At 67.0% G+C, this 20,686-nt stretch carries 20 protein-coding genes; 8 read left to right on the top strand and 12 right to left on the bottom strand.

Features of this window, described 5'->3' with window-relative positions; translation table 11 throughout:
- The first annotated feature begins 66 nt into the window (after positions 1-66).
- The 3 genes from ACFE87_RS21775 to mutL all read left to right on the top strand — a co-directional run bounded on the left by ACFE87_RS21775 (position 67) and on the right by mutL (position 3,305).
- Positions 67-645 (top strand): L,D-transpeptidase, encoded by a 579-nt coding sequence (locus tag ACFE87_RS21775; RefSeq protein ID WP_375461762.1) that lies wholly within the window; start codon positions 67-69, stop codon positions 643-645.
- 159 nt (positions 646-804) lie between these two features.
- Positions 805-1,434, top strand: coding sequence for a 2OG-Fe(II) oxygenase (locus tag ACFE87_RS21770; protein WP_375461761.1), 630 nt, complete (start codon positions 805-807; stop codon positions 1,432-1,434).
- Positions 1,431-3,305 carry a DNA mismatch repair endonuclease MutL gene (mutL, locus tag ACFE87_RS21765; RefSeq protein WP_375461760.1) on the top strand — a complete coding sequence of 625 codons (1,875 nt, stop codon included), beginning with the start codon at positions 1,431-1,433 and terminating at the stop codon, positions 3,303-3,305. The genes ACFE87_RS21770 and mutL overlap by 4 nt, the downstream gene beginning before the upstream one ends.
- A 6-nt stretch (positions 3,306-3,311) precedes the next feature.
- On the opposite strand, the gene mepA is transcribed toward mutL, so the two are convergent.
- Complete coding sequence (gene mepA / locus ACFE87_RS21760; protein WP_375461759.1) at positions 3,312-4,226, bottom strand: penicillin-insensitive murein endopeptidase; 915 nt, start codon at positions 4,224-4,226, stop codon at positions 3,312-3,314.
- A 132-nt stretch (positions 4,227-4,358) separates the two neighbouring features.
- Here mepA and ACFE87_RS21755 point away from each other — a divergent pair, with 132 nt between their 5' ends.
- Positions 4,359-4,799 carry a PRC-barrel domain-containing protein gene (locus ACFE87_RS21755; protein ID WP_375461758.1) on the top strand — a complete coding sequence of 147 codons (441 nt, stop codon included), beginning with the start codon at positions 4,359-4,361 and terminating at the stop codon, positions 4,797-4,799.
- A gap of 10 nt (positions 4,800-4,809) precedes the next feature.
- Here the strand turns inward: ACFE87_RS21755 and ACFE87_RS21750 are convergent, their stop codons facing one another.
- The 9 genes from ACFE87_RS21750 to ACFE87_RS21710 all read right to left on the bottom strand — a co-directional run bounded on the left by ACFE87_RS21750 (position 4,810) and on the right by ACFE87_RS21710 (position 13,763).
- Positions 4,810-5,787, bottom strand: a complete 978-nt coding sequence (locus tag ACFE87_RS21750; protein WP_375461757.1) for a type II secretion system F family protein — start codon at positions 5,785-5,787, stop codon at positions 4,810-4,812.
- Between the two features lie 14 nt (positions 5,788-5,801).
- Positions 5,802-6,779, bottom strand: coding sequence for a type II secretion system F family protein (locus ACFE87_RS21745; protein WP_375461756.1), 978 nt, complete (start codon positions 6,777-6,779; stop codon positions 5,802-5,804).
- Between the two features lie 31 nt (positions 6,780-6,810).
- Positions 6,811-8,286, bottom strand: a complete 1,476-nt coding sequence (locus tag ACFE87_RS21740) for a CpaF family protein (RefSeq protein ID WP_375461755.1) — start codon at positions 8,284-8,286, stop codon at positions 6,811-6,813.
- Between the two features lie 20 nt (positions 8,287-8,306).
- Positions 8,307-9,551 carry a CpaE family protein gene (locus ACFE87_RS21735; protein ID WP_375461754.1) on the bottom strand — a complete coding sequence of 415 codons (1,245 nt, stop codon included), beginning with the start codon at positions 9,549-9,551 and terminating at the stop codon, positions 8,307-8,309.
- Positions 9,552-9,580: 29 nt separating this feature from the next.
- Complete coding sequence (locus ACFE87_RS21730) at positions 9,581-10,303, bottom strand: CpaD family pilus assembly protein (protein WP_375461753.1); 723 nt, start codon at positions 10,301-10,303, stop codon at positions 9,581-9,583.
- A 58-nt stretch (positions 10,304-10,361) separates the two neighbouring features.
- Positions 10,362-11,903, bottom strand: coding sequence for a type II and III secretion system protein family protein (locus ACFE87_RS21725; RefSeq protein WP_375461752.1), 1,542 nt, complete (start codon positions 11,901-11,903; stop codon positions 10,362-10,364).
- A gap of 28 nt (positions 11,904-11,931) precedes the next feature.
- Positions 11,932-12,726, bottom strand: a complete 795-nt coding sequence (cpaB, locus tag ACFE87_RS21720) for a Flp pilus assembly protein CpaB (RefSeq protein WP_375461751.1) — start codon at positions 12,724-12,726, stop codon at positions 11,932-11,934.
- Between the two features lie 246 nt (positions 12,727-12,972).
- On the bottom strand, positions 12,973-13,479 hold the full coding sequence (locus ACFE87_RS21715; RefSeq protein WP_375461750.1) for a prepilin peptidase: 507 nt from the start codon (positions 13,477-13,479) through the stop codon (positions 12,973-12,975).
- Positions 13,480-13,601: 122 nt separating this feature from the next.
- Positions 13,602-13,763: a Flp family type IVb pilin gene (locus ACFE87_RS21710; protein WP_375461749.1), complete on the bottom strand. Its 162-nt coding sequence runs from the start codon at positions 13,761-13,763 to the stop codon at positions 13,602-13,604.
- A gap of 449 nt (positions 13,764-14,212) precedes the next feature.
- On the opposite strand from ACFE87_RS21710, the gene ACFE87_RS21705 reads away from it, so the two are divergent.
- From ACFE87_RS21705 to ACFE87_RS21695, 3 genes are all read left to right on the top strand, one after another.
- Entirely contained in the window at positions 14,213-14,677 is a 465-nt protein-coding gene (locus tag ACFE87_RS21705) for a pilus assembly protein N-terminal domain-containing protein (RefSeq protein ID WP_375461748.1), read from the top strand.
- A gap of 113 nt (positions 14,678-14,790) precedes the next feature.
- Entirely contained in the window at positions 14,791-15,372 is a 582-nt protein-coding gene (locus tag ACFE87_RS21700; protein WP_375461747.1) for a TadE/TadG family type IV pilus assembly protein, read from the top strand.
- A gap of 8 nt (positions 15,373-15,380) precedes the next feature.
- Complete coding sequence (locus ACFE87_RS21695) at positions 15,381-16,040, top strand: TadE/TadG family type IV pilus assembly protein (protein WP_375461746.1); 660 nt, start codon at positions 15,381-15,383, stop codon at positions 16,038-16,040.
- A gap of 24 nt (positions 16,041-16,064) precedes the next feature.
- Here ACFE87_RS21695 and ACFE87_RS21690 read toward each other — a convergent pair whose 3' ends face one another.
- Positions 16,065-17,585, bottom strand: coding sequence for a phosphomannomutase/phosphoglucomutase (locus ACFE87_RS21690; protein WP_375461745.1), 1,521 nt, complete (start codon positions 17,583-17,585; stop codon positions 16,065-16,067).
- 155 nt (positions 17,586-17,740) lie between these two features.
- Between ACFE87_RS21690 and ACFE87_RS21685 the strand changes: the two genes are divergently transcribed.
- The gene (locus ACFE87_RS21685) at positions 17,741-19,816 is read left to right on the top strand and encodes a M3 family metallopeptidase (protein WP_375461744.1); all 2,076 of its coding nucleotides are present in this window, start codon (positions 17,741-17,743) and stop codon (positions 19,814-19,816) included.
- Position 19,817: 1 nt separating this feature from the next.
- On the opposite strand, the gene ACFE87_RS21680 is transcribed toward ACFE87_RS21685, so the two are convergent.
- Positions 19,818-20,686: sodium:proton antiporter (locus ACFE87_RS21680; protein ID WP_375461743.1), on the bottom strand; the 869-nt coding region annotated here is incomplete at its 5' end.

Here is a 20,686-nt window from a genome sequence, read left to right as displayed (position 1 = left end):
GTGGCCATTGCGTTTGCGATGCATATCCAGGGACGGAACAGTCCCGACTGCATCAGGACGGCATCCATGCGTTTCACTGCTCTCGCGCTCGCCGGAATGGCTGCCGCGCTGACATTCGCCCAGCCGGCTTCGGCCCAGTTCCAGATCGACCCGCTCGACGGGCAGCCGATGGAATATCTGGACAACGACACGCGGGTGCAGCAGGCCCCCGCGCAGCGGCACATGGTCGAGTTCTCGGGCCGCTACGCGCCGGGCACGATCGTGATCTCGACCGAGCAGCGCCGGCTCTATTTCGTGACCGGCCGGGGCGAGGCGATCGAATATGCGGTCGGTGTCGGCCGGCCCGGCTTCTCCTGGAGCGGTGCGAAGACCATCACCCGCAAGGCCGAATGGCCGAGCTGGACGCCGCCGGCCGAGATGCTGCGCCGCCGTCCCGACCTGCCGCGCTACATGTCGGGCGGGGAAGACAACCCGCTCGGGGCCCGCGCGCTCTATCTCGGCTCCTCGCTCTACCGGATCCACGGCTCGAACGAGCCCGAGACGATCGGCCAGGCCGTCTCCTCGGGCTGTATCCGCATGACGAATGAGGACGTGATCGACCTCTACGGCCGGGTCCGGGTCGGCACCAAGGTCGTCGTGATGTGATCTGATCCTGCAGGATCGAGACGGACGAACCGCGGCCCCTGTGCCGCGGTTTTCGTTTGGGACAAGGCGCACCGGGCGGCATCACGATGATGCCGCGATCTTGTCCGAAGGGGAGGCGAACCGTAGTCTCCGCTCCTTCATCAGGTCGCCCGTCACGCCATGGCCCTCTCTCTCCTGAATGTCGACGCGATCCGGACGGCGGATCGGTCGAGCGAACCCTACGACTACATGCTTGGCTCCGGCTTCCTGAAAGCCGACGCGGTCGCCGACCTGCGGCGTGACTTTCCGGCGATCGAGAAGCCGGGCTACCTCACCGTCGACGAGGTCCAGCTCAAGGGCCGGTTCCGTGACCTGATCACCGAACTCGAAAGCGAGGAACTGACCGAGGAGCTGTCGAAGCGCTTCGGCCGGGACCTGCATCCCTTCCCGCGCCTCACCACCATCATGAAGCGGTCGCAGCCGAAATACGGCACGATCCATACGGACGGGCCGTCCAAGGTGATGACGATGCTCGTCTACATGAACGACAATTGGGAGGCTGGCGAAGGCGGCCGTCTCCGCGTGCTCTACGACGGCGAGCATTTCGAGCCGTACAAGGTCGAGGTTCCGCCCGTGATGGGCACCGTCTTCGCTTTCCTTCGCGGCGACCAATCCTGGCACGGCCACCAGCCCTTCGTCGGCGAACGCAAGGTGGTGCAGATCGCCTGGGTCACCAATGCCGACGAACTCGCCCGCAAGAAGAAGCGCAATCGGGCCGCGCAATTCTTCAAGGGCATCTTCGGACGGTGACCGTTTCGGCCGCCTCTTCCCCTTTGCGGGAGAGGTCGCCGCAGGTTGCCATCCGTCACCTCGACCCGGTCCTCGTCGACCGCATCGCGGCCGGCGAGGTCGTGGAGCGGCCCGCCTCCGCTTTGAAGGAACTGGTCGAGAACGCGATCGATGCCGGCGCGAGCCGGATCGAGATCACGCTGGAGGCGGGCGGGCGCCGCCTCATCCGCGTCGTGGATGACGGGCACGGGATGGGCCCGGCCGACCTCGCCCTCGCGGTCGAGCGGCACGCCACCTCGAAACTGCCGGACGGCGATCTCTCCGACATCCGCACGCTTGGCTTCCGGGGCGAGGCCTTGCCCTCGATCGGCGCGGTCGCCCGCCTGTCGATCGTCTCGCGGAGGGCGGGCGACCCGTCCGGGCATGCGCTCGTAGTCGAGGCCGGCCGCAAGGGTCCGGTCCGGCCGGCGCCCGCCGCGCCCGGCACGCAGATCGAGGTCCGCGATCTCTTCACGGCGACCCCCGCCCGGCTGAAATTTCTGAGGACGGACCGGGCCGAGGCCCAGGCCGCCGCGGACGTGATCCGCCGCCTCGCCCTCGCCCATCCGGGCCTGCGGCTCTCGCTTGCGGGCGACCACCTCACCGCCTTCGACTATCCGGCCGAAGCCGTCACGCCGGACGGTTTCTTGCGCCGTGCCGCCCGGATCCTCGGCCCGGACTTCTCCGGCAATGCCGTCCTGGTCGCGGCGGAGCGCGAGGATATGCGGCTCCATGGCCATGCCGGCCTGCCGACCTTCCATCGCGGCGCCGCGACGCAGATCCACCTCGTGGTGAATGGCCGCCCGGTCCGCGACAGGCTCCTCCTCTCCGCCGTGCGGGGCGCCTATGCCGACGTGATGGCCGGCGACCGCCATCCGGTGCTCGCGCTACGGCTTGACTGCGACCCGGGCCGGGTCGACGTGAATGTCCATCCGGCCAAGACCGAGGTCCGATTCCGCGATCCGGCCTTCGTCCGGAGCCTCGTCGTCTCGGCGATCCGGGACGCCCTCGCCGGCGCCGGCTTCCGGGCGGCGACGACGGGCGGTAGCGGGGCCTTCGGCCTCATGCGCCATGGCGGGACTGGGCCGCGCCCCCATCTCCCGGAGCGGGGCCGCCCCGTCCATGGCTGGCAGGCGCCGCTCGCACCCGCCTCGACCAGCTCGGGCTTCAATGACTCCCCGCAGGCCGAATTCACGGCCTTCGCCGGCCCGGCGTCGCGCGAGGCGGAGGCGCTCTCGGACTCCACGGCCGACGCGGCCCCGCTCGGCGCGGCCCGCGCGCAGCTGCACGAGACCTACGTCGTCGCCCAGACCCGCGACGGGATCGTCATCGTCGACCAGCATGCGGCGCACGAGCGCCTCGTCTACGAGCGGCTGAAGCGCCAGCGCGCGGAGGAGGGCGTGGCCCGCCAGGCGCTCCTCATCCCCGAGATCATCGAACTCGACCCAAGCGCTTGCAGCCGCATCCTGGCGGAGGCCGATCTGCTCGGCGAACTCGGCCTCGCGGTCGAGGCCTTCGGGCCCGGCGCCGTGATGGTCCGGGAGGTTCCGGCGATTCTCGCGGGCGCGAACCTCGCCTGCCTCGTGCGCGACGTCGCCGACGCGCTCGAGGCCGACGAATCCGGCGCACGCGCCGGCGCGACCGAGACGCTCGGGCGACGCCTCGACGCGGTCGTCTCGCGAATGTCCTGCCACGGCTCGGTCCGGGCGGGCCGCCGCCTGAACGGGCCGGAGATGAACGCGCTGCTCCGCGAGATGGAGGCCACGCCCCTCTCCGGCCAGTGCAATCACGGCCGGCCGACCTATGTCGAGCTGAAGCTCGCCGATATCGAACGGCTGTTCGGGCGGCGCTGAGGCCGCTCAGGGCGCGACCAGTACCTGCTTGCACTCAGCCGGCAGGGCCGACATCCGGAGCGGAGGGCCGGGGACGCCCGGCGTCGGGAAAAGGTAGCCGGGCGAAAGCCACTTCTCAAGCTCGGCGCCGCAGCCGTCGTCGGCTTGCGGCGGGTCCTGATCCTTGCAGCCCTCCTGTCCGTCCGGGCAGGCGATGCGGATGTGGAAATGGTAGTTGTGGCCCCAGATCGGCCTGACCTTCCGCAGCCACGCCCGGTCCTGGCCAGCATCGCGGCAGAAGGCGCGCTTGATGGCCGGGTTGATGAAGATGCGGGCCACCTCCGGTTCGCGCGACACCGCCCGGATCAGTGCCAGATGCGCAGGCGTATACAGCGCCGGATCGACGTCCTCCCGGTCCTCGCGAACGAGATTCGTGGCCGACATCTCCTCGCGCTCCTTCCGCGACAGGCGCCGGTCCGGCATCGGGGTCAGCCAGATATCCGCGTCGAGCCCGACCTGGTGCGAGGCATGGCCGGTCAGCATCGGCCCACCGCGTGGTTGCGAGATGTCGCCGACCAGAAGGCCGGGCCAGCCGTTGATCTTGGGCACCCTCGCCGAAATGCGCTCGATCAGCGCGATCAGGTTGGGATGGCCCCAGTTCCGGTTGCGGGAGAGGCGCATCACCTGCCAGGTCTTGCCGTCCACCGGCAGCGCCGTGGCGCCGGCAACGCAGCCGCGCGAATAGAAGCCGATCGCGCGCGCCTCGAGATTAGCCGGCTTCGATTTTCGGCCGAAGAGTTCTTTGGCGGGCGTTGCCGGATCCGCTGGGTTCGCCAGTCGCGGCAGCGGCTTCGGCTCTACCTCGCCGGGCTCTTGCCCCGCGGCGGGGCCGGCCAGGGCGAAAGCCGCGACAAGGAGCGTGACAAACTGATTCGTTCGCATTCGCCATCGTAACGCGGGTTGTCGGCCCGAAACATGTCCAGCCAGGCGAGGAGGTCGCTTGGGACCCGGTCGACCCCGTGCGGAACCAGCAGTCTCTCCCTCACGTTCCCGTCCAGGCCCGAGGAGGAATTCATGGCAACAGCCGAGACGAGAGACGACGTCGTATCCGGCGGGTCGGCCGGATCGAGCCAGACCCTCATCGCGAGCGACCGGGTCGAGGGCACCGCCGTCCGACGCGCCAACGGCGAGACGATCGGCACCATCGAGCGGCTCGTGATCGAGAAGGTCTCCGGCCGCGTCGTCTATGCCGTGATGAATTTCGGCGGAGTCCTCGGCGTGGGCGAGGGCTCGCGTACGCTGCCCTGGTCGGTCCTCACCTACAACACGGACCTCGACGCCTATGAACTCGAACTCGCCGACGATCAGCTGAACCAGGCGCCGCACCGCCTGACGGAGGGGAGCGACCCCTCCTTCGACCGTGAATGGGAGGACCACGTCCACACATATTTCAACGCCTCTCCCTATTGGAACGAGGCCGTGCCGCGCGCGACGGAGGAGACCCGCAAGCCCTAGGGCAGGCGCCCTATTTCAGCGCGAAGACCTGGATCAGCGCCGGGGTCATGATGACGACGAAGAGGACGGGCAGGAAGAACAGGATCATCGGCACGGTCAGTTTCGGAGGCAGGCCAGCCGCCTTCTTCTCGGCCTCCGCCATGCGCTGATCCCGGCTCTCCTGCGAGAGGACCCGGAGCGCCGTGCCGAGGGGCGTGCCGTAACGTTCCGCCTGGATCAGCGCCGTCGTGACCGCCTTGACGCCGTCCAGCCCGGTCCGGCTGGCGAGGTTGTCATAGGCCTGCCGACGCTCCTGGAGATAGGAGAGTTCGGCCGTCGTCAGCGTAAGCTCCTCGGCGAGTGCGACGGATTGCGAGCCGACCTCCTGGCTCACGCGCCTGAAGGCTTGCTCGATCGACATGCCGGCTTCAACGCAGATGAGGAGAAGATCAAGCGAATCCGGCCAGGCGCGCCGGATCGAGAGCTGGCGCTTTGTGGTCACGTTCTTCAGGAAGATTTCCGGGGACTTCATGCCGAAAAACGTCGCGCCGATGATCATGCCGGCCCTGATCATGGTGGGCTGCCCGAAATCGTTCACGACGAAGAGATAGAAGGCCGAGGCGAGCAGGAAGGCGATGGGCAGGACCAGACGGAAGAACAGGAAGGTGACCTCGGCCTGAGGCCCCCGGAACCCGGCCATGGTCAGGTTCGCCCGCGCCGTTTCGGTCCCGAGCCAGTCGCCGAGTTTGAAACGGTCGACGATCTGCTTCATGTAGGCTCTGGGTGCCTGCCGCAGGACGACCTTCTGGCCTTGAGCCTTCGTCATCCGCTCGCGTTCCCGCGCCCTGATCCGTTCACGCTCGACCGCGACGGCCTTCATGCGCCGGGCGAGGCTGTCGCCCTCGACGAGCGGCAGAGCGAGGGTGATGACGGTTGCACCCGCCGCGAAGGCCGCGAGGAGCGCGGCCACGAATTGCGGTTCGGCGAGTTTCAGGAGGAGCTGGTACATGCGCTGGCCGCCCCTCAGAAATCGAAATTGATCATCTTGCGCATCACGGCGATGCCGATGGTCATCCAAAGCGCCGACAGCACGAGCGCGATCTTGCCGGCCGTGGTGAGCCAGAGAAGCTCGATGTAATTCGGACTGGTGATGTAGGTCATGATGGCGACGACGAAAGGCAAGGCGGCGATGATGGCGGCGGAGGCCTTGGCCTCCTGGCTCATCGACTGCACCTTGCTCTTCATCCTCTTGCGCTCGCGGAGCACCCGGGAGAGATTTCCGAGCGTCTCCGACAGGTTGCCGCCCGCCTTCGACTGGATGCCGATCACGATCCCGAAGAAGTTCGATTCCGCGACGGGCACGCGCTCGTAGAGCTTCATCACGGCTTCGGAAATCGGTATGCCCATCGCCTGTTGCTCGACGACGTAGCGGAACTCCGTCCGCACGGGTTCCTGCGCCTCGTTCGCGATCACGCGCAGGCAATCGTTCAGAGGCAGGCCCGACCGGATGCCGCGGACGATCACGTCCATGGCGTTCGGCAATTCCTCGAGGTAGCGGTTGATGCGCTTCTTCTTGCGGTAGCCCAGCACCCAGCGCGGCAGGCCGAATCCGCCGACGAAGAGACCGCCGAGGCCTGCGATCGGCTCGCCGGTGAACACATACAGCAACAGGCCGAGCGCAGCGCCCGACGCGATGCTCACCGTGACGAACTTCTTCTTCGTCCAGGACAGGCCGGCATGTGCCAGGCGCTGCTCGAGCGTGACCTTGTTTCGGGCCTTCTCGCGCTTCTCGACATCCTTCAGGCTCTGGGCGACCTGATCGCGGCGGTTGACGCCGGTGGACTTGTCGGTGCGACGGTCGGGTTTCTCCGAGCCGACGAGCATCTTCTGACGCTTTTCCGCGCGAGCGCTGCCCGAGAGGAGAGGATAGAGAAAGACGTAGGCGACACCCCCCGCGGCAGCGGCCGCGAGGATCACGGCGGCCAGCATGCTGGTATTCATGTCCGGTCACCTCGCCGGGCGGGCGCCATGGTCATGCCGCCCGGTCCTTCTCCGCTACTTCCATGGCGTCGAGAGCGGCAGCGAGACGGCCTTCCTCGCCGTAATAGCGGGCCCGTTCCCAGAAGCGCGGCCGGCCGATCCCGCTCGAGCGATGGCGGCCCGTCAGGCGACCGGAGGCATCCTCGCCGGTGATGTCGTAGGTGATCACGTCCTGGGTCGTGATGACGTCGCCCTCCATGCCGATCACCTCGGTGATATGCGTGATGCGGCGGGAGCCGTCGCGAAGGCGGGCGGCCTGGATGACGACGTCGATGGACGTCGCGATCATCTCCTTGATGGTGCGGGACGGTAGCGAGAAGCCGCCCATGGTGATCAGCGATTCCATACGGGACAGGCATTCGCGGGGAGAGTTCGAGTGGACCGTCCCCATCGAGCCGTCATGACCGGTATTCATCGCCTGGAGGAGGTCGAACGCCTCCGGGCCGCGGACCTCGCCGACGATGATCCGCTCCGGCCGCATGCGGAGGCAGTTGCGGACGAGGTCGCGCATCGTGACCTGGCCCTGGCCTTCGAGGTTCGGCGGCCGCGTCTCGAGCCGCACGACATGAGGCTGCTGCAGCTGCAATTCGGCCGCGTCCTCGCAGGTGATCACCCGCTCGTCGCGCTCGATATAGTTTGTCAGGCAATTGAGCAGGGTCGTCTTGCCCGAACCCGTGCCGCCGGAGATGACGACGTTGCACCGGACCTTGCCGATGATCTCCAGCACCCTCGCGCCCTCCGGCGAGATCGCGCCGAAGCGGACGAGCTGATCGAGGGTGAGCTTGTCCTTCTTGAACTTCCGGATGGTGAGGGAGGGTCCGTCGATCGCGAGCGGCGGCGCAATGACGTTCACGCGGGAGCCGTCGGGCAGGCGGGCGTCGCAGATCGGGGAGGCCTCGTCGACCCGCCGGCCGACCTGGCTGACGATCCGCTGGCAGATATTCATCAGCTGCTGATTGTCGCGAAAGCGGACATTCGTCAGCGTGATCTTGCCGGCGACTTCGATATAGGTCTTGCCGGCGCCATTGACCATGATGTCGGCGATGTCGTCGCGCGCCAGCAACGGCTCGAGGGGGCCGTAGCCGAGCACGTCGTTGCAGATGTCGTCGAGCAATTCCTCCTGCTCGGCGATCGACATCACCACGTTCTTCAGCGCGATGATCTCGTTGACGATGTCGCGGATCTCGTCGCGGGCGGATTCCGCATCGAGGCGCGACAGCTGCGACAGATCGATGGCCTCGATCAGCGCGCCGAAGATCATGCTCTTCGTCTGGTAGTATTCGTCGGACTTCCGGCGCTCGGGCGGAGGCGTGACGACGAGTTCCGGGCCGGGCTCGATCCGCCGTGGACCCAGTTCGGGCTCCGCCAGAACCGGGATGGGCATCGTGGGAGAAGCCGCGTCGCGCGGGCCCGTTCCGATGGCCGGAGCCGGCGCGGGCTGACCCGAGGCTGTGCGTTTGCCGAACATGAGGAGGATTCCGGCCGGGCTCAGGACGCCTTGCGGCGGGAGAGCTTGGAGAGGATGGGATCGAAGAGGCCGGGCCGGACCCGCTTCTGCTCGGCCCGCCCGGTGATTGCGGCGCCCAGCATCGCGAAGACCTCGGCGTGTTTCGAATTCGGCTGCACCTCGGCAATCATTTGGCCGTTATTCGCCGCCGTCCCGAAGAGCGCGGGCTCGTGGGTCAGGATGGCGGCGAGATCGGTCCCGATCGCCTTGGCGAATTCGCCGGCCGCGATCTCGGGCCGCTTCGGCATCCCGGTCTGGTTCAGCACGACCCGCGGCCTCGCGTCGTTCGGCCGGGTCGCCTTCAGGTTGTCGAACAGGTTCTTCGTGTTGCGGAGCGAGGCGAGATCCGGCGTCGACACGATGAGGATCTCGTCCGACGACGCGACCAACCGGCGCGACCAGGCCGTCCAGACATGAGGGACGTCGAGCACGATGGTCGGCACCGAGGCCCGCAGGATGTCGATCAGGCCGTCGAGCGCGGTCTCGGTGAGGTCGGTGGTCCGCTCCAGCATCGCGGGTGCCGCGAGGAGGGACAGGTTGTCGGAGCATTTCGACAGAAGCCGGTCGACGAGATTGGCGTCGAGCCGGTCGGGCGCGAAGATCGCCTCCGCGATGCCCTGAGGCGGGTCCTGGTTGAAATCGAGCCCAGCCGTTCCGAACGCGATGTCGAGATCCGCGATCACGGTCTGGGTCTGCTGGTTCCGGGCGATCGCCCAGCCGATATTATGCGCGATCGTCGAGGCCCCGACCCCGCCCTTGGCGCCCAGGACCGCGAGCGTGCGTCCGAGCGGCTCGGAGCCGGGTGTCGTGAAGAGCTCGGAGGTCGCCCGGACGAAGTCGAGCGTCGAGATCGGCGCGATGAGATATTCGCTGACGCCGCGGCGAACCATCTCGCGGTAGAGGAGGACGTCGTTGACGTGGCCGATCACGAGGACCCTCGTGCCGGCATCGCAGACCGCGGCGAGCTGATCGAGCGAGGCCAGGATGCCGGTGCGCTCGCTCTGGAATTCGAGTACGACCACGTTCGGCGTCGGCGCCTGCCGGAACGCCTCGACCGCCGCCGGCCCACCGCCCATATGGACCTTCACATGCGCCTTCTGCATGCGCCGGTCCGCGGCCGCCGCGTCGATCGTCTCGGCGATCGCGGCAGTCTCGCAAAAGGCCTGCAGCGTGACCCGCGGCAAGGGCGCGATCAACGAGCCCTGCGTCTCGGTGGCGTCGGACATGACGGTCAACTCCATCCCGGTTTCGGGCGCTATTGCGAGACGCCCGAACTCACGGACATCTGCTGCTGCTTCCAGTTCGTGGAGGGGTCCTGCCCCTGTCGGATCTGCCCGAAATTATACATCCGGCGTCCCGTATCCGGCGGCGTCTCGTGCCTGCCGCGAACGAGATCGACGGGATCGGCCACCTGAGAGGCGAAGTTCGCCTGATGGGCGCAGCCGAAATTCCAGTATTGCTCGTTCTTGGCGCTGCGCTCCCCATCGCTCACGCCCAGATCATCGGGCCACAAGCCGCATTTCGAGGCGACCTTGGCCTGGAGCCGGCGGAAGGTGAGGCGGATCGGCGAGGCGACCGCCGGATCGTTCGGATGGTAGGATTGCACGGACAGCCGGCCTCCGGCGGATTGCCGGATCTGCTGGAGCGCCTCGCGCGTGTTCGGATTCGTGCCGTGGCCCGTCGGCACCTGCGCGATCATCACGCCGGAGCCGTATCGGCGGTATTCCGCCATGTAATCCGAGACGTCCTGGCGTCCCCGGGCGACCAGCCCTCGGGAGCCCTCGACGAAGACGTCGAGCACGCGCGACCCGTCCGTCAGCATGATCGGATGACGGTCGCGGAAATCCGAGGGGTAGAGCGAACCCGTGATCTCCTGGCGGGTCTGACAGCCCGCGAGGGCCGGCAGCGTTGCCGCGAGAAGGGCTAGGCTCAAGGAGCGGAAGCGAGAGGTCGAGGCAATCGGGTGAGGGAACGGCATGAGGTCCTCCGTCGGCCGTCGGCCGTGATGGCCGCGGCTCGGCGTCAGGTTGCGCGAGTCAGTCCGTGATGAAGCCGAAGCGGCCCGAAAGCCCCCTCCCGCCGCCGGGGCCGGCGACGCCGTAGAGCTTGTTCAACCGTCCGAGCAGGATGGCCTGGGGGTCGGTCGCGTCCTGGAAGCCGTCGTCGGGCCGAACGGCCTGGGCGCTTTCCATGGGCTTGGCGATGAAGGGCGTGACCATGATCATCAGCTCGCTGTCGCGACGCTGGAAGTCGCGCGACCGGAACAATGCGCCCAGGATCGGCAGGTTGATGAGGCCCGGGACGCCCTGGATCGACTGGTTCGATTGCGAGCTGATGAGACCGGCCGTCACCATCGTGCCGCCGGAGGGCAATTCGACGGTCGTGGTCTGTTTCCGAGTGCGGAAACCGGGCGAGCGGGTCACCGCGTCCTGGTTGTCGCGATCGATCTCGCTCACCTCGGTCGCGACCCGAAGGCTGATGCGGCCTTCGGAGAGCACGATCGGCGTGAAGGCGAGCGACACGCCGTAGGGCTTGTAGGTAACGGTCGGGGTGCAGACGCCGCTCGACCCGCCCGTTCCGCCGGCGCAGGAGTTGATGACGATCGGGATTTCGCCGCCCGCCAGGAAGCTCGCGGATTCCCCCGAGATCGCGACCAGCGTCGGCTCGGCCAGGACCCGCGACACGCCGGCCCGTTCGAGGGCCGTCAGGGTGCCACCGATCGACGCGTTGGCATTGCCATACTGACCCGAGATGGTCGTCCCGCCAGAACCGTTCAGATTGGCGAGGAGCCCGGAGCCGAATCCGGTCAGGCCGGAGGCCGGGTTGACGAACTGTCCGGCGGTGTCGAGCACGTTCCAGTTCCCGCCGACATTGACGCCGAGCTGCTTCAGCGCCGTGCGGGCCATCTCGACGACGGTCACCTTCACCATGACCTGGTCGCGGCCGTTGATCGTGATCGCGTTGATGACCGCGCCGGATACCCCGCCCGACCCGGCGCCGCTTGCGACCGCGCCGGCACCTGCTGCCGAGGCGCCGGTACCGCCGCCTGAGCCGCCTCCCTGCCCGACGAAGGCGCGGGCGATGTCCATGGCCTGCTGCGCATCGCCGGCATTCGCGACGTTGCCGATGAGCAGGATGGAGTCCCCTGCAGCCTTGACCTCGACACGGGCGCTCGGGATGGCGCTGCGAAGTGTCTGACGCAGGACGTTGAGATCGCGTCCGACATTGACCTCGAGCGAGGTGATCTGCCGGCCCTCGGCGTCCAGCACGAAGACCGACGTGGCACCGTTCGAGACGCCGATCAGGAAGATCTTGCGGGTGGAGCGCACGACCGCGTTCGCCACGGCCGGGTTCGCGACGAAGACCTCCTTGGCGTCCCGGGGGAGGTCGATGAAGACGGAGCGGCCGATCGAGAGATCGAGGCGGCGCGAGGTGCCATCCTGAGAGCCGGTTCCTGCTCCGGCCTGACCGAGGCCGAGCCGCGGCTCGGCAGCGCCAGCGGCGGGCGGCAGCAGGGCGAGGGCCGGGATCATCAACGCGACATGCCGGGCGAGCGCAGGGCGTGACCGTTTCATCATGGGATCCACTCTTTGATCGGTCGACGGTTCAGCGACGGGCGCTCTGGCGGGAGACGCCATAGCGGACCACGGTGACGCTGCCGTCGGACTTGTCTTCCCGGGTGATTTCCGTCTGGCCGGCATCGGCGAGGCTTCGGAGCGCGAGCGAGAGCTGCCCGGTCTTCTGTGCCAGTGCGAGAGCCTCCGCCTGACTTGGCGTGACCTCGAGGGTCGCGGTCTCGCCGCTCACGACCTTCTCGCCGTTGCGCTCCTGGATGTTCTGGCCGATGGCCAGGATCCGAACGTTCGGCAGGATGGTTTCGGACAGCTGCACATCGACGCCACCCGACTTCGAGGCCTCGTCGTCGCGGTAGGTCCGCAGGATGTCCACGCGGTCGTTCGGCAGGATGAACCCGCCGGCCGACGTTGCTCCCCGGGTATCGATGGAGATCGCGACCGCCCTCATGCCCGACGGCAGGATGGCGGACATGAAGGCGTTGGAATTCGCCTTGACCAGCTTCTCGCGCCGAACCGGCTCCCCGGCCAAAGAAGCCTGTCGCACGATCGAGCCGGTGAATTCCTCGAGGCCGCCGGGCGCCTGCGCCTTGGTGATGGAGCCCGTCGGCACGTAATCGCTCGGCCAGGACTGCCAGCGCAGATCGCCTGGCCGCAGGGTCTGCCCGACCGGCAATTCCGAGGTGGCGACGAGAACGTCGACCGTGCTCACCGGGGCCACCTTCTCGACCACCACGGTTTCGGTCGGTGTCGATTGCATCATGAGCATGGCGGCAAGGCCGGCTGCTCCGAGTGCGATAGCGAGGACGATGAGACGGGCGGGCTTCATGGCTGACTTCCGACGCAACAGCTCTGCGGCGGCGCCCACAATGTGCCTTCAATGGTCAAAACATGGTTAACCAGCTCTCACAGGTTACTTGCTTCGGAAAGGATCGATTTACCCAAATCTGTTCAGGTTTGTAAACGATCCCGCAAGCCGGGAGCGGTTGCTTGTCGCTGCAGTCGGCAAGGTGCCGGCAGCGACTTCAGAGAGGAAGGAACCGGGTTTCTGAATGGGACGGGAAGGCGCCTGCGGTCAGGGTGTCAGCGCCGTCAGCCACAACTCCGAATGGGGATAGACTGCGAGTGCGGCGGCCGCGAGCGCGATCCCGTATGGGACGCCTGTCCGGTGGTCGTGGAGATGGGCCAGCCAGCCCCAACGGGCCGCGAAGGCCGGCAGGGGATGCTGCCGGATCGCGAGAAGTCCGAGCGTCAGGACACCGCCGGCGATGGCCGCGATCACGAGATAGTCGACCAGAACGCCGAAGCCGAGCCAGAGCGCGGTCGCCGCCGCGAACTTGGCGTCTCCGCCGCCGATCCAGCCCAGAGCGAACATCGAGAAGGTGACGACCAGGATGAGCGCCCCGGCTGCCAGATGCATGACGAGGGCATCAAGGCTCAGCCCGGCCAACCCCGCCATCACACCGAAGGCGAGAACGAGCGCGATCGCGATCTTGTTCGGAATGGTCATGGTGAGGAGGTCGCTGGAGGCCGCATACGCCATCAGCGAAGGAAATACGACGAGGAGGGTCAGCTCGACCATCGGCCTGGAACCCTGCATCCGACGGAGCGGATCGTTACATGTTTTTGGCCCGGCGAAAGCCGGGCCAGGGGTCACGGAATCGACGGTTCCTCTTTGAGGCGCCGTCCCAGATCCACTGCTGCTTAGAGCTTGTCGCCAATGGAGGTGAAGGCAGCGTTGAGCTTCGTGCCGATCGTCTGCAGTGCGACGATGATCACGACGGCGATGAGGGCAGCGATCATGCCGTATTCGATGGCGGTCGCGCCGGATTCGTCCTTCGCAAAACGCTTGATGAGATGTGCCATTGTCGTACTCCTGGTCTGTCCCGGTTGGTCTCGGTCAAGTCCGCCGGGCGCTGCAATCAGGCTCGATCGGAACCGACCCTGAAACTAGGCGACGCGCGTTTCGACATAGTTAAGTTGGCCGTCGAAACGACCTTGGCCGGGCTTCGGCGCCGCGATAGTTAACATTTGATCGATAAGCTCTGCATCGATCTCGATCCTATTCTGCCGCCGAGTCAGTGCTGGGGAACTGGCATCAAGTGGTTGGGGGTATCCGGCCTGCGGGCGGCACGGGCCTGCTTGTTAGCCGATCCTTCACCAAATCGTCGGATCCTGTCGCACAGCGTGGACAGGATGGATGCGTCATGAGTCAGCGGGCCCGCATCGGGACGTCGTTAGTCGCGGCTTCAATGGCTCTCGTCGCCTCGCCGTTTGCGCTCTCGGCGCGAGACGCCGTTCGCGAGGTGCCGGCGGTGGCCAGCCCACCCGCCGTGGTCGCACCGGCTGCAACCCCCGCTGCCGCGTCGCCGGAGATTGCCCGCTCACGTCCGACTGCCGAACGGGGCGCCCTGCAGGTCACGGTCGACCGCGCCAAGGTCATTCGCCTGCCTGAGCGGACCCAGACCGTCGTGATCGGCAACCCGGCCATTGCCGACATGGCGATCCAGAAGAACGGGATCGTGGTCGTGACCGGCAAGAGCTATGGGACCACGAACCTGATCGCTCTCGATGCGACCGGGAACGTGCTGGCCGAATCGACCGTCAGCGTGGCGGCCGCGACCGATGCCGTGATCGTCGTGCAGAGAGGTCTCGAGCGGCAATCCTATTCCTGCACGCCCAAATGCCAGCCCTCCGTGGCGCTGGGCGACGCCAACACTTATTTCAGCGAAAATCGCGGTCAGGCGGAATCCCGAAACCAGTTCGCCACGTCCAAGTGACCGGTCTCTCGACGGCGCCGCGTGTAAGATCGGTCTAACTTTCCGGAAAACATTCGCCGCTAAAGCTGGAGCAGAGAGGCCAAAGGGAGAGCCGCTCTCGCGGGATGAATGTGATGACGACGTCCATACAGCGGAAAGCCGCACCCGTCCGCCGCTCCATCTTGACCGCGTTCCGGCGATCGGAAAGCGGCGCAACGGCCGTCGAATTCGGCTTCCTGGCACTTCCGTTCCTGTTCCTGATGTTCGCGATCATGGAGATCGCCATGGTGTTCTGGTCGACGCAGGTCCTCGAGACCGCCGTGGCCAATGCGGCACGCCAGATCTACACGGGTCAGTTCCAGACCGATTCTGCGAACGCGAACAAGACGTCGGCGGAACTCGCCACCACGTTCAAGAACAATCTGTGTTCGAACGTCACCACTCTGTTCGACTGCAGCAAGGTGGCGATTGATATTCGGCCGGCGAGCTTCTCCGACTCGCCCCCCTCCCCCATCAAGACGACGGGCGCGGCGAAGACCTACGACCCGAGCGGCTTCGGCTACCAGGCCGTGGGCGCGAAGCAGATCGCGCTCGTGACGGCGGCAATGGAATACCCCGTCATGGTCAAGATGCTCGCCGGGACGGCGGGTCTCACCAACGGCAACCGTATCATCATGGCGACGGCCGCCTTCAAGACCGAACCCTACACGCCGTGAGGTCTCTGATGCTCGCCCTCGCCCTCGACGGAATACGGGCTCGCGCCCATTCCCTGGCCCGTCGTGCCATCCTCTGGCCCCGTGCCGTCGAAGGGGTCGCAGCGGTCGAATTCGCGCTCATCCTGCCCGTTATGGTGGTCCTGTTCTTCGGGTTGTCCGAGGTCACGCTCGCCGTCAATATCGACCGGAAGCTGACACTCCTAACACGCAGCCTGGCAGATCTCTCGTCACGGACGCGCGACCTCACGACGAGCGAGATGAACATCGTCTTCGGAGCGGCAGGCGCGATCATGCGGCCTTACAATACGCCTGCTCCGCAAATGGTCGTCTCCTCGATCGCCGTGACGAAGAGCGGATCGACCTACAGCGGCGCTGTCGAATGGAGCTGCCCCAAGAACCTGCCCCAGAAAGCCAGCAACGAAACGCAGGGTGCCTTCGACGCGAGGACCATCAACGACCTCAAACTCCGAAAGAAGGGGGACCCCTACGCCGTGCCCGCCGGCTTTCAGTCGGACACGACCAAGTCCTTCATCCTCTCCGAGGCGCAATACCTCTATGTCCCGGTTTTCGGGCAGTATTTCGCTCCCACGGGCAAGCGGCTGAACGAAAGCACGCCTTGGCCCGTGCGCGACAACGACCGGGTGACGGGGCCGAGTTCCTGCCCCTGACCGGGCGGAAGTCTTCCGGCGCCGTCAGAGCGTCTGGTTGTAGGCGCCGACCTCGGGATGCTCCCGCAGGATCTGGTCCACCGCCGCAAACATCTCGCGAAGCCGCGCCTCGGAGACCGGGCTTTCGACCACCACGACGAGTTCCGGCTTGTTCGACGAGGCTCGCACAAGCCCCCAAGTCCCGTCCTCTGACACGACCCGGACGCCGTTGACGGTGATGAGGTCGCGGATGGACTGACCGGCCATGGTGTCGCCCCGTTCCTTCATCTCTTGGAATCGCCGCAAGACCTTGTCGACGATCCCGTATTTCACCTCATCGGCGCAATGAGGCGCCATGGTCGGCGAGCCCCAGGTCTTCGGCAGGGCGGCATAGAGGTCCGACATGCCCTGGCCGGGGCTCCGGTCCATCATGTCCAGGATCGCGATGGCGGTGACGAGCCCGTCGTCATAGCCGCGGCCGACCGGCGCATTGAAGAAGAAGTGACCCGACTTCTCGAAGCCGGCCAGTGCGTTCAGGTCCTTCACGCGGCGCTTGATGTAGGAATGGCCGGTCTTCCAGTAATCGGTCTTGGCTCCGAGCTCGAGCAGCACCGGGTCGGTCAGGAAGAGGCCGGTCGATTTCACGTCGACCACGAATTGCGAGGGCCCGTGCACGCGGGTCAGGTCGCGCGCCAGCATGGCGCCGATCTTGTCGGCGAAGATCTCCTCGCCATGCTCGTCGACGACGCCGCAGCGGTCGCCGTCGCCGTCGAAGCCGAGGCCGACATCCGCCCCGTGCTCCTTCACGGCAACCGACATGGCATGGAGCATCTCCATGTCCTCGGGATTCGGATTGTAGCGCGGGAAGGTGTGGTCGAGCTCGGCATCGAGCGGCACCACCTCGCAGCCGAGCGCGGCCAGGATCTGGGGGGCGAAGGCGCCGGCCGTGCCGTTGCCGCAGGCCGCCACGACCTTCAGCTTGCGCTTCAGCTGCGGGCGCGTCGTGAGATCGGCAATGTAGCGAGCCGGAAGGTCGGCGATGAACGCGTAGGAGCCACCGCCCGGAAGATCGAAATCGCCCGCCAGCACGATGTCGCGGAGCGCGCCCATCTCGTCCGGCCCGAAAGTGACGGGACGCTGGGAGCCCATCTTCACGCCGGTCCAGCCATTGTCGTTATGCGAGGCCGTGACCATCGCGACCGCCGGGACGTCGAGCGCGAATTGCGCGAAATAGGCCATCGGCGACATGGCCAGGCCGATGTCGTGGACCTTGCAGCCACCCGCCATGAGGCCGGTGATCAGCGCGTATTTGATCGCCGAGGAATAGCTCCGGAAGTCGTGGCCCGTCACGATCTCGCGCTTGACGCCCATGCGGCCGATCAGCGTGGCGAGCCCCATGCCGAGCGCCTGCACGCCCATGAGGTTCAACTCGGGCGGCTTCGGCGAACCAGGATGGCCGAACCACCAGCGCGCGTCGTATTCGCGAAAGCCGGTCGGCTTCACGAGCGGCAGCGACTCGAAGGCCGCGGTGTTCGGCTGCAGGTCGGGACGCGGCTTCGGATACATGCAGGGAGGGTCTTCCAGACAGGAGGCGCGAGGTGTCGGCTCTAGCGGATAGGCCGGCAAAAGGGAAACCATCCGCGACATCGGACCCGGGTCCCCGCGGGTTGCCGATCAGGGGACGTCGTGCAAACCCGAGGCTTGAGAGAAGCGAGGCCCGCGTGCTCGACACACATACCCCATCCAATCCTCTCCTCGCGCCATGGGACGCGCCCTTCGGCGCGCCTCCTTTCGCGGCGATCGAGGTCGAGCATTTCGCCCCGGCTTTCGAAGCTGCGCTCGCCATGAACAGGGCCGAGATCGCCGCGATCCGGGACGCGACGGAGGAGCCGATCTTCGAGAACACGATCGCGGCGCTGGAGCGGGCGGGCCGCGTGCTCGACCGCGTCTCGGGGGTCTTCTTCAACCTCACAGGCGCCGACACGAACGACGCGTTGAAGGCGGTCGAGCGCGAGCTTTCGCCGGTCCTGTCGCGCCATGCGAGCGCCATCTACCTCGACGACGCCCTGTTTCGCCGGATCGACAGGCTGCATGCGGAGGCCGACGCAATCGGGCTCGACGCGGAGCAGCGGCGTGTGCTGGAGCGCTACCATCGCGTCTTCCGCCGCCAGGGCGCCGGCCTGCCGGACGAGGCCCGTGCGCGCCTGGCCGAGATCGGCGAGCGCCTCGCGGTCCTGGGCACGCGCTTCGGACAGAATGTGCTGGCGGACGAGCAGGATTACACGCTCGTGCTCGAGAGCGAGGAGGACCTTGCCGGGCTGCCGGACTACTGGCTCGCGGCTGCAAAACAGTCAGCCCAGGACCGTGGCCTTCCGGGCCACGTCCTCACGCTGTCGCGCTCCTCGATCGAGCCCTTCCTGCAATATTCCACCCGTCGTCACCTCCGCGAGCAAGCGTTCCGGGCCTGGACGCGCCGGGGCGAGCGCGGCGGCGACACCGACAACCGCGAGATCGTCGCCGAAACCGTGAAACTGAGGGCCGAGCGTGCCCGGCTGCTCGGATTTCCGAGTTTCGCCCATTTCCGGCTCGACGACACGATGGCGAAGACGCCCGAGGCCGCGCAGGAATTGCTGCGGGCCGTCTGGTCGCCGGCCCGCGCGCTCGCGGAGCGGGAGGCCGCGGACCTGCAGGCGCTCGCCGACCGTGAAGGGGTCGCGATCCGGATCGCCCCCTGGGATTGGCGCCACTACGCGGAGCGCGTCCGCAAGGAGCGCTTCGACCTCGATGCCGCGGCCGTGAAGCCCTATCTCGGGCTCGAGGGCATGATCGCGGCTGCGTTCGACTGCGCCTCGCGGCTCTTCGGCCTCGGCTTCAACGAGCGAGCGGACGTGCCGCGCTACCATCCGGACGTGCGGGCCTGGGAGGTCACCGACCGGGACGGCGCAACGATCGGCCTCTTCTACGGCGATTATTTCGCGCGCTCATCGAAGCGATCCGGGGCCTGGATGAGCGGGTTCCGCGGGCAGCGGCGGCTCGACGGTGACGTGCGGCCGATCGTGGTCAACGTCATGAACTTCGCCCAAGGCTCCGGCGAGATGCCCACGCTGCTCTCCTTCGACGACGCCCGCACGCTCTTCCACGAATTCGGCCACGCCCTGCACGGGCTTCTGTCCAACGTGACCTACCCGTCGCTCGCCGGGACCAGCGTGTCGCGCGACTTCGTCGAATTCCCGTCCCAGCTCTTCGAGCATTGGCTCGAGCAACGCCCCGTGCTGTCACGTTTCGCCCGGCATCACAGGACGGGCGAGCCCATCCCGGATTCGCTGATCGACCGCATCCTGGCGTCGCGGAAGTTCAACCAGGGTTTCACGACCGTCGAATACGTCTCCTCGGCCCTGGTCGACCTCGACTTCCACCTCCTGCCCTCGGCCGACAATATCGACGTCTCCGACTTCGAGCGGCGCTCGCTCGAGGCCATCGGCATGCCGGAGACGATGACGATGCGTCATCGCACGCCGCATTTCGCGCATGTCTTCGCGGGCGACGGCTACGCCTCCTCCTATTACAGCTACATGTGGTCCGAGGTGCTGGATGCCGACGGCTTCGGGGCCTTCGAGGAGGCCGGCGACATCTTCGATACCGAGACCGCGCGACGCCTGGAGGACTACGTCTATTCGGCCGGCGATCTCAGGGATCCCGAGGATGCCTATCGGGCCTTCCGGGGCCGGCTCCCCTCCCCCGACGCACTGCTCCGCCAGCGCGGTCTCGCACCGGTCCGGACGCAAGGCGGCATGTAGCTCAGCGGAAGAAGACGAGAGTCACGAGCGCGAAGAGCGGGAGCAGGATCCCGCCCGACCAGAGCAGGTATCCACCGAAGCTCGGCATGCGGATGCCGCGCTCCTTCGCGATCGCGTAGACGAGGAGGTTCGGGGCGTTGCCGATATAGCTGTTAGCGCCCATGAACACGGCCCCGGTCGAGATCGCCGCGAGGGTCGCGGAGAGCGGCCCCATCAGTCGCACCGGGTCGCCACCAGCCAGTTCGAAGAAGACGATGTAGGTCGGCGCGTTGTCCAGGAATGACGACAGCAGACCCGTGAGCCAGAAATAGGCGGCCGGATTGGGCGATCCGTCCGGGCGCGACACGAGCGCGAGCAGTCCGGAGAACGCCCCTTCAGGCCCAGCCGCGAGCGCCGCCGCCACCGGGATCAGGCAGATGAAGATGCCGGCGAAGATGATCGCGACCTCGGCGATCGGGTGCCAGCTGAACTCGTTATCCAGGCGGTTCCGTCGCGGCGTGAGCGCGAGCGAAAGAAGCGCCAGCGCGACCATGGCGCCGTCCCGCACGAGGTTCTGGGTTTCCAGCGGCACCCCCGCGATGGTCAGGCCGGTGCCGGGCCGCCACACGCCCGAGAGCGCGATCGCGCCGACGAGGAGCGCGAGGAGGATGAGGTTGAGGCCGCCTCGGAGCCGAAGCGGCGCATCGTCGGGCGTGGGGTCGCGGCGCGGGTTCCCATCCTGACGGTAGAGCCAGGTATCGAGGGCGAAGAAGACGACGAGGAGGATCGCAGCCGCGAAGGCGGTCTCCAGAGCGAGTTCGCGGGTCGTCCAGAAAAAGTCGACGCCGCGCAGGAAGCCGAGGAAGAGCGGCGGGTCGCCGAGGGGGGTCA

The sequence above is a fragment of the uncultured Enterovirga sp. genome (assembly GCF_964242715.1).
Lineage (GTDB): Bacteria > Pseudomonadota > Alphaproteobacteria > Rhizobiales > Beijerinckiaceae > Enterovirga.
Note: the sequence above shows the minus strand (reverse complement) of the source record. Positions and strands in the feature narration are given on the sequence as shown.

What these genes read in the sequence shown, in the direction of transcription:
- ACFE87_RS21710 (WP_375461749.1), bottom strand. Translation starts at nt 13,763, where the DNA reads ATGGCACATCTCATCAAGCGTTTTGCGAAGGACGAATCCGGCGCGACC.
- ACFE87_RS21695 (WP_375461746.1), top strand. Translation starts at nt 15,381, where the DNA reads ATGCTCGCCCTCGCCCTCGACGGAATACGGGCTCGCGCCCATTCCCTG.
- ACFE87_RS21715 (WP_375461750.1), bottom strand. Translation starts at nt 13,479, where the DNA reads ATGGTCGAGCTGACCCTCCTCGTCGTATTTCCTTCGCTGATGGCGTAT.
- ACFE87_RS21755 (WP_375461758.1), top strand. Translation starts at nt 4,359, where the DNA reads ATGGCAACAGCCGAGACGAGAGACGACGTCGTATCCGGCGGGTCGGCC.
- mepA (WP_375461759.1), bottom strand. Translation starts at nt 4,226, where the DNA reads ATGCGAACGAATCAGTTTGTCACGCTCCTTGTCGCGGCTTTCGCCCTG.
- ACFE87_RS21775 (WP_375461762.1), top strand. Translation starts at nt 67, where the DNA reads ATGCGTTTCACTGCTCTCGCGCTCGCCGGAATGGCTGCCGCGCTGACA.
- cpaB (WP_375461751.1), bottom strand. Translation starts at nt 12,726, where the DNA reads ATGAAGCCCGCCCGTCTCATCGTCCTCGCTATCGCACTCGGAGCAGCC.
- ACFE87_RS21735 (WP_375461754.1), bottom strand. Translation starts at nt 9,551, where the DNA reads ATGTCCGACGCCACCGAGACGCAGGGCTCGTTGATCGCGCCCTTGCCG.
- ACFE87_RS21745 (WP_375461756.1), bottom strand. Translation starts at nt 6,779, where the DNA reads ATGAATACCAGCATGCTGGCCGCCGTGATCCTCGCGGCCGCTGCCGCG.
- ACFE87_RS21725 (WP_375461752.1), bottom strand. Translation starts at nt 11,903, where the DNA reads ATGATGAAACGGTCACGCCCTGCGCTCGCCCGGCATGTCGCGTTGATG.
- ACFE87_RS21700 (WP_375461747.1), top strand. Translation starts at nt 14,791, where the DNA reads ATGACGACGTCCATACAGCGGAAAGCCGCACCCGTCCGCCGCTCCATC.
- ACFE87_RS21740 (WP_375461755.1), bottom strand. Translation starts at nt 8,286, where the DNA reads ATGTTCGGCAAACGCACAGCCTCGGGTCAGCCCGCGCCGGCTCCGGCC.
- ACFE87_RS21770 (WP_375461761.1), top strand. Translation starts at nt 805, where the DNA reads ATGGCCCTCTCTCTCCTGAATGTCGACGCGATCCGGACGGCGGATCGG.
- ACFE87_RS21690 (WP_375461745.1), bottom strand. Translation starts at nt 17,585, where the DNA reads ATGTATCCGAAGCCGCGTCCCGACCTGCAGCCGAACACCGCGGCCTTC.
- ACFE87_RS21750 (WP_375461757.1), bottom strand. Translation starts at nt 5,787, where the DNA reads ATGTACCAGCTCCTCCTGAAACTCGCCGAACCGCAATTCGTGGCCGCG.
- ACFE87_RS21730 (WP_375461753.1), bottom strand. Translation starts at nt 10,303, where the DNA reads ATGCCGTTCCCTCACCCGATTGCCTCGACCTCTCGCTTCCGCTCCTTG.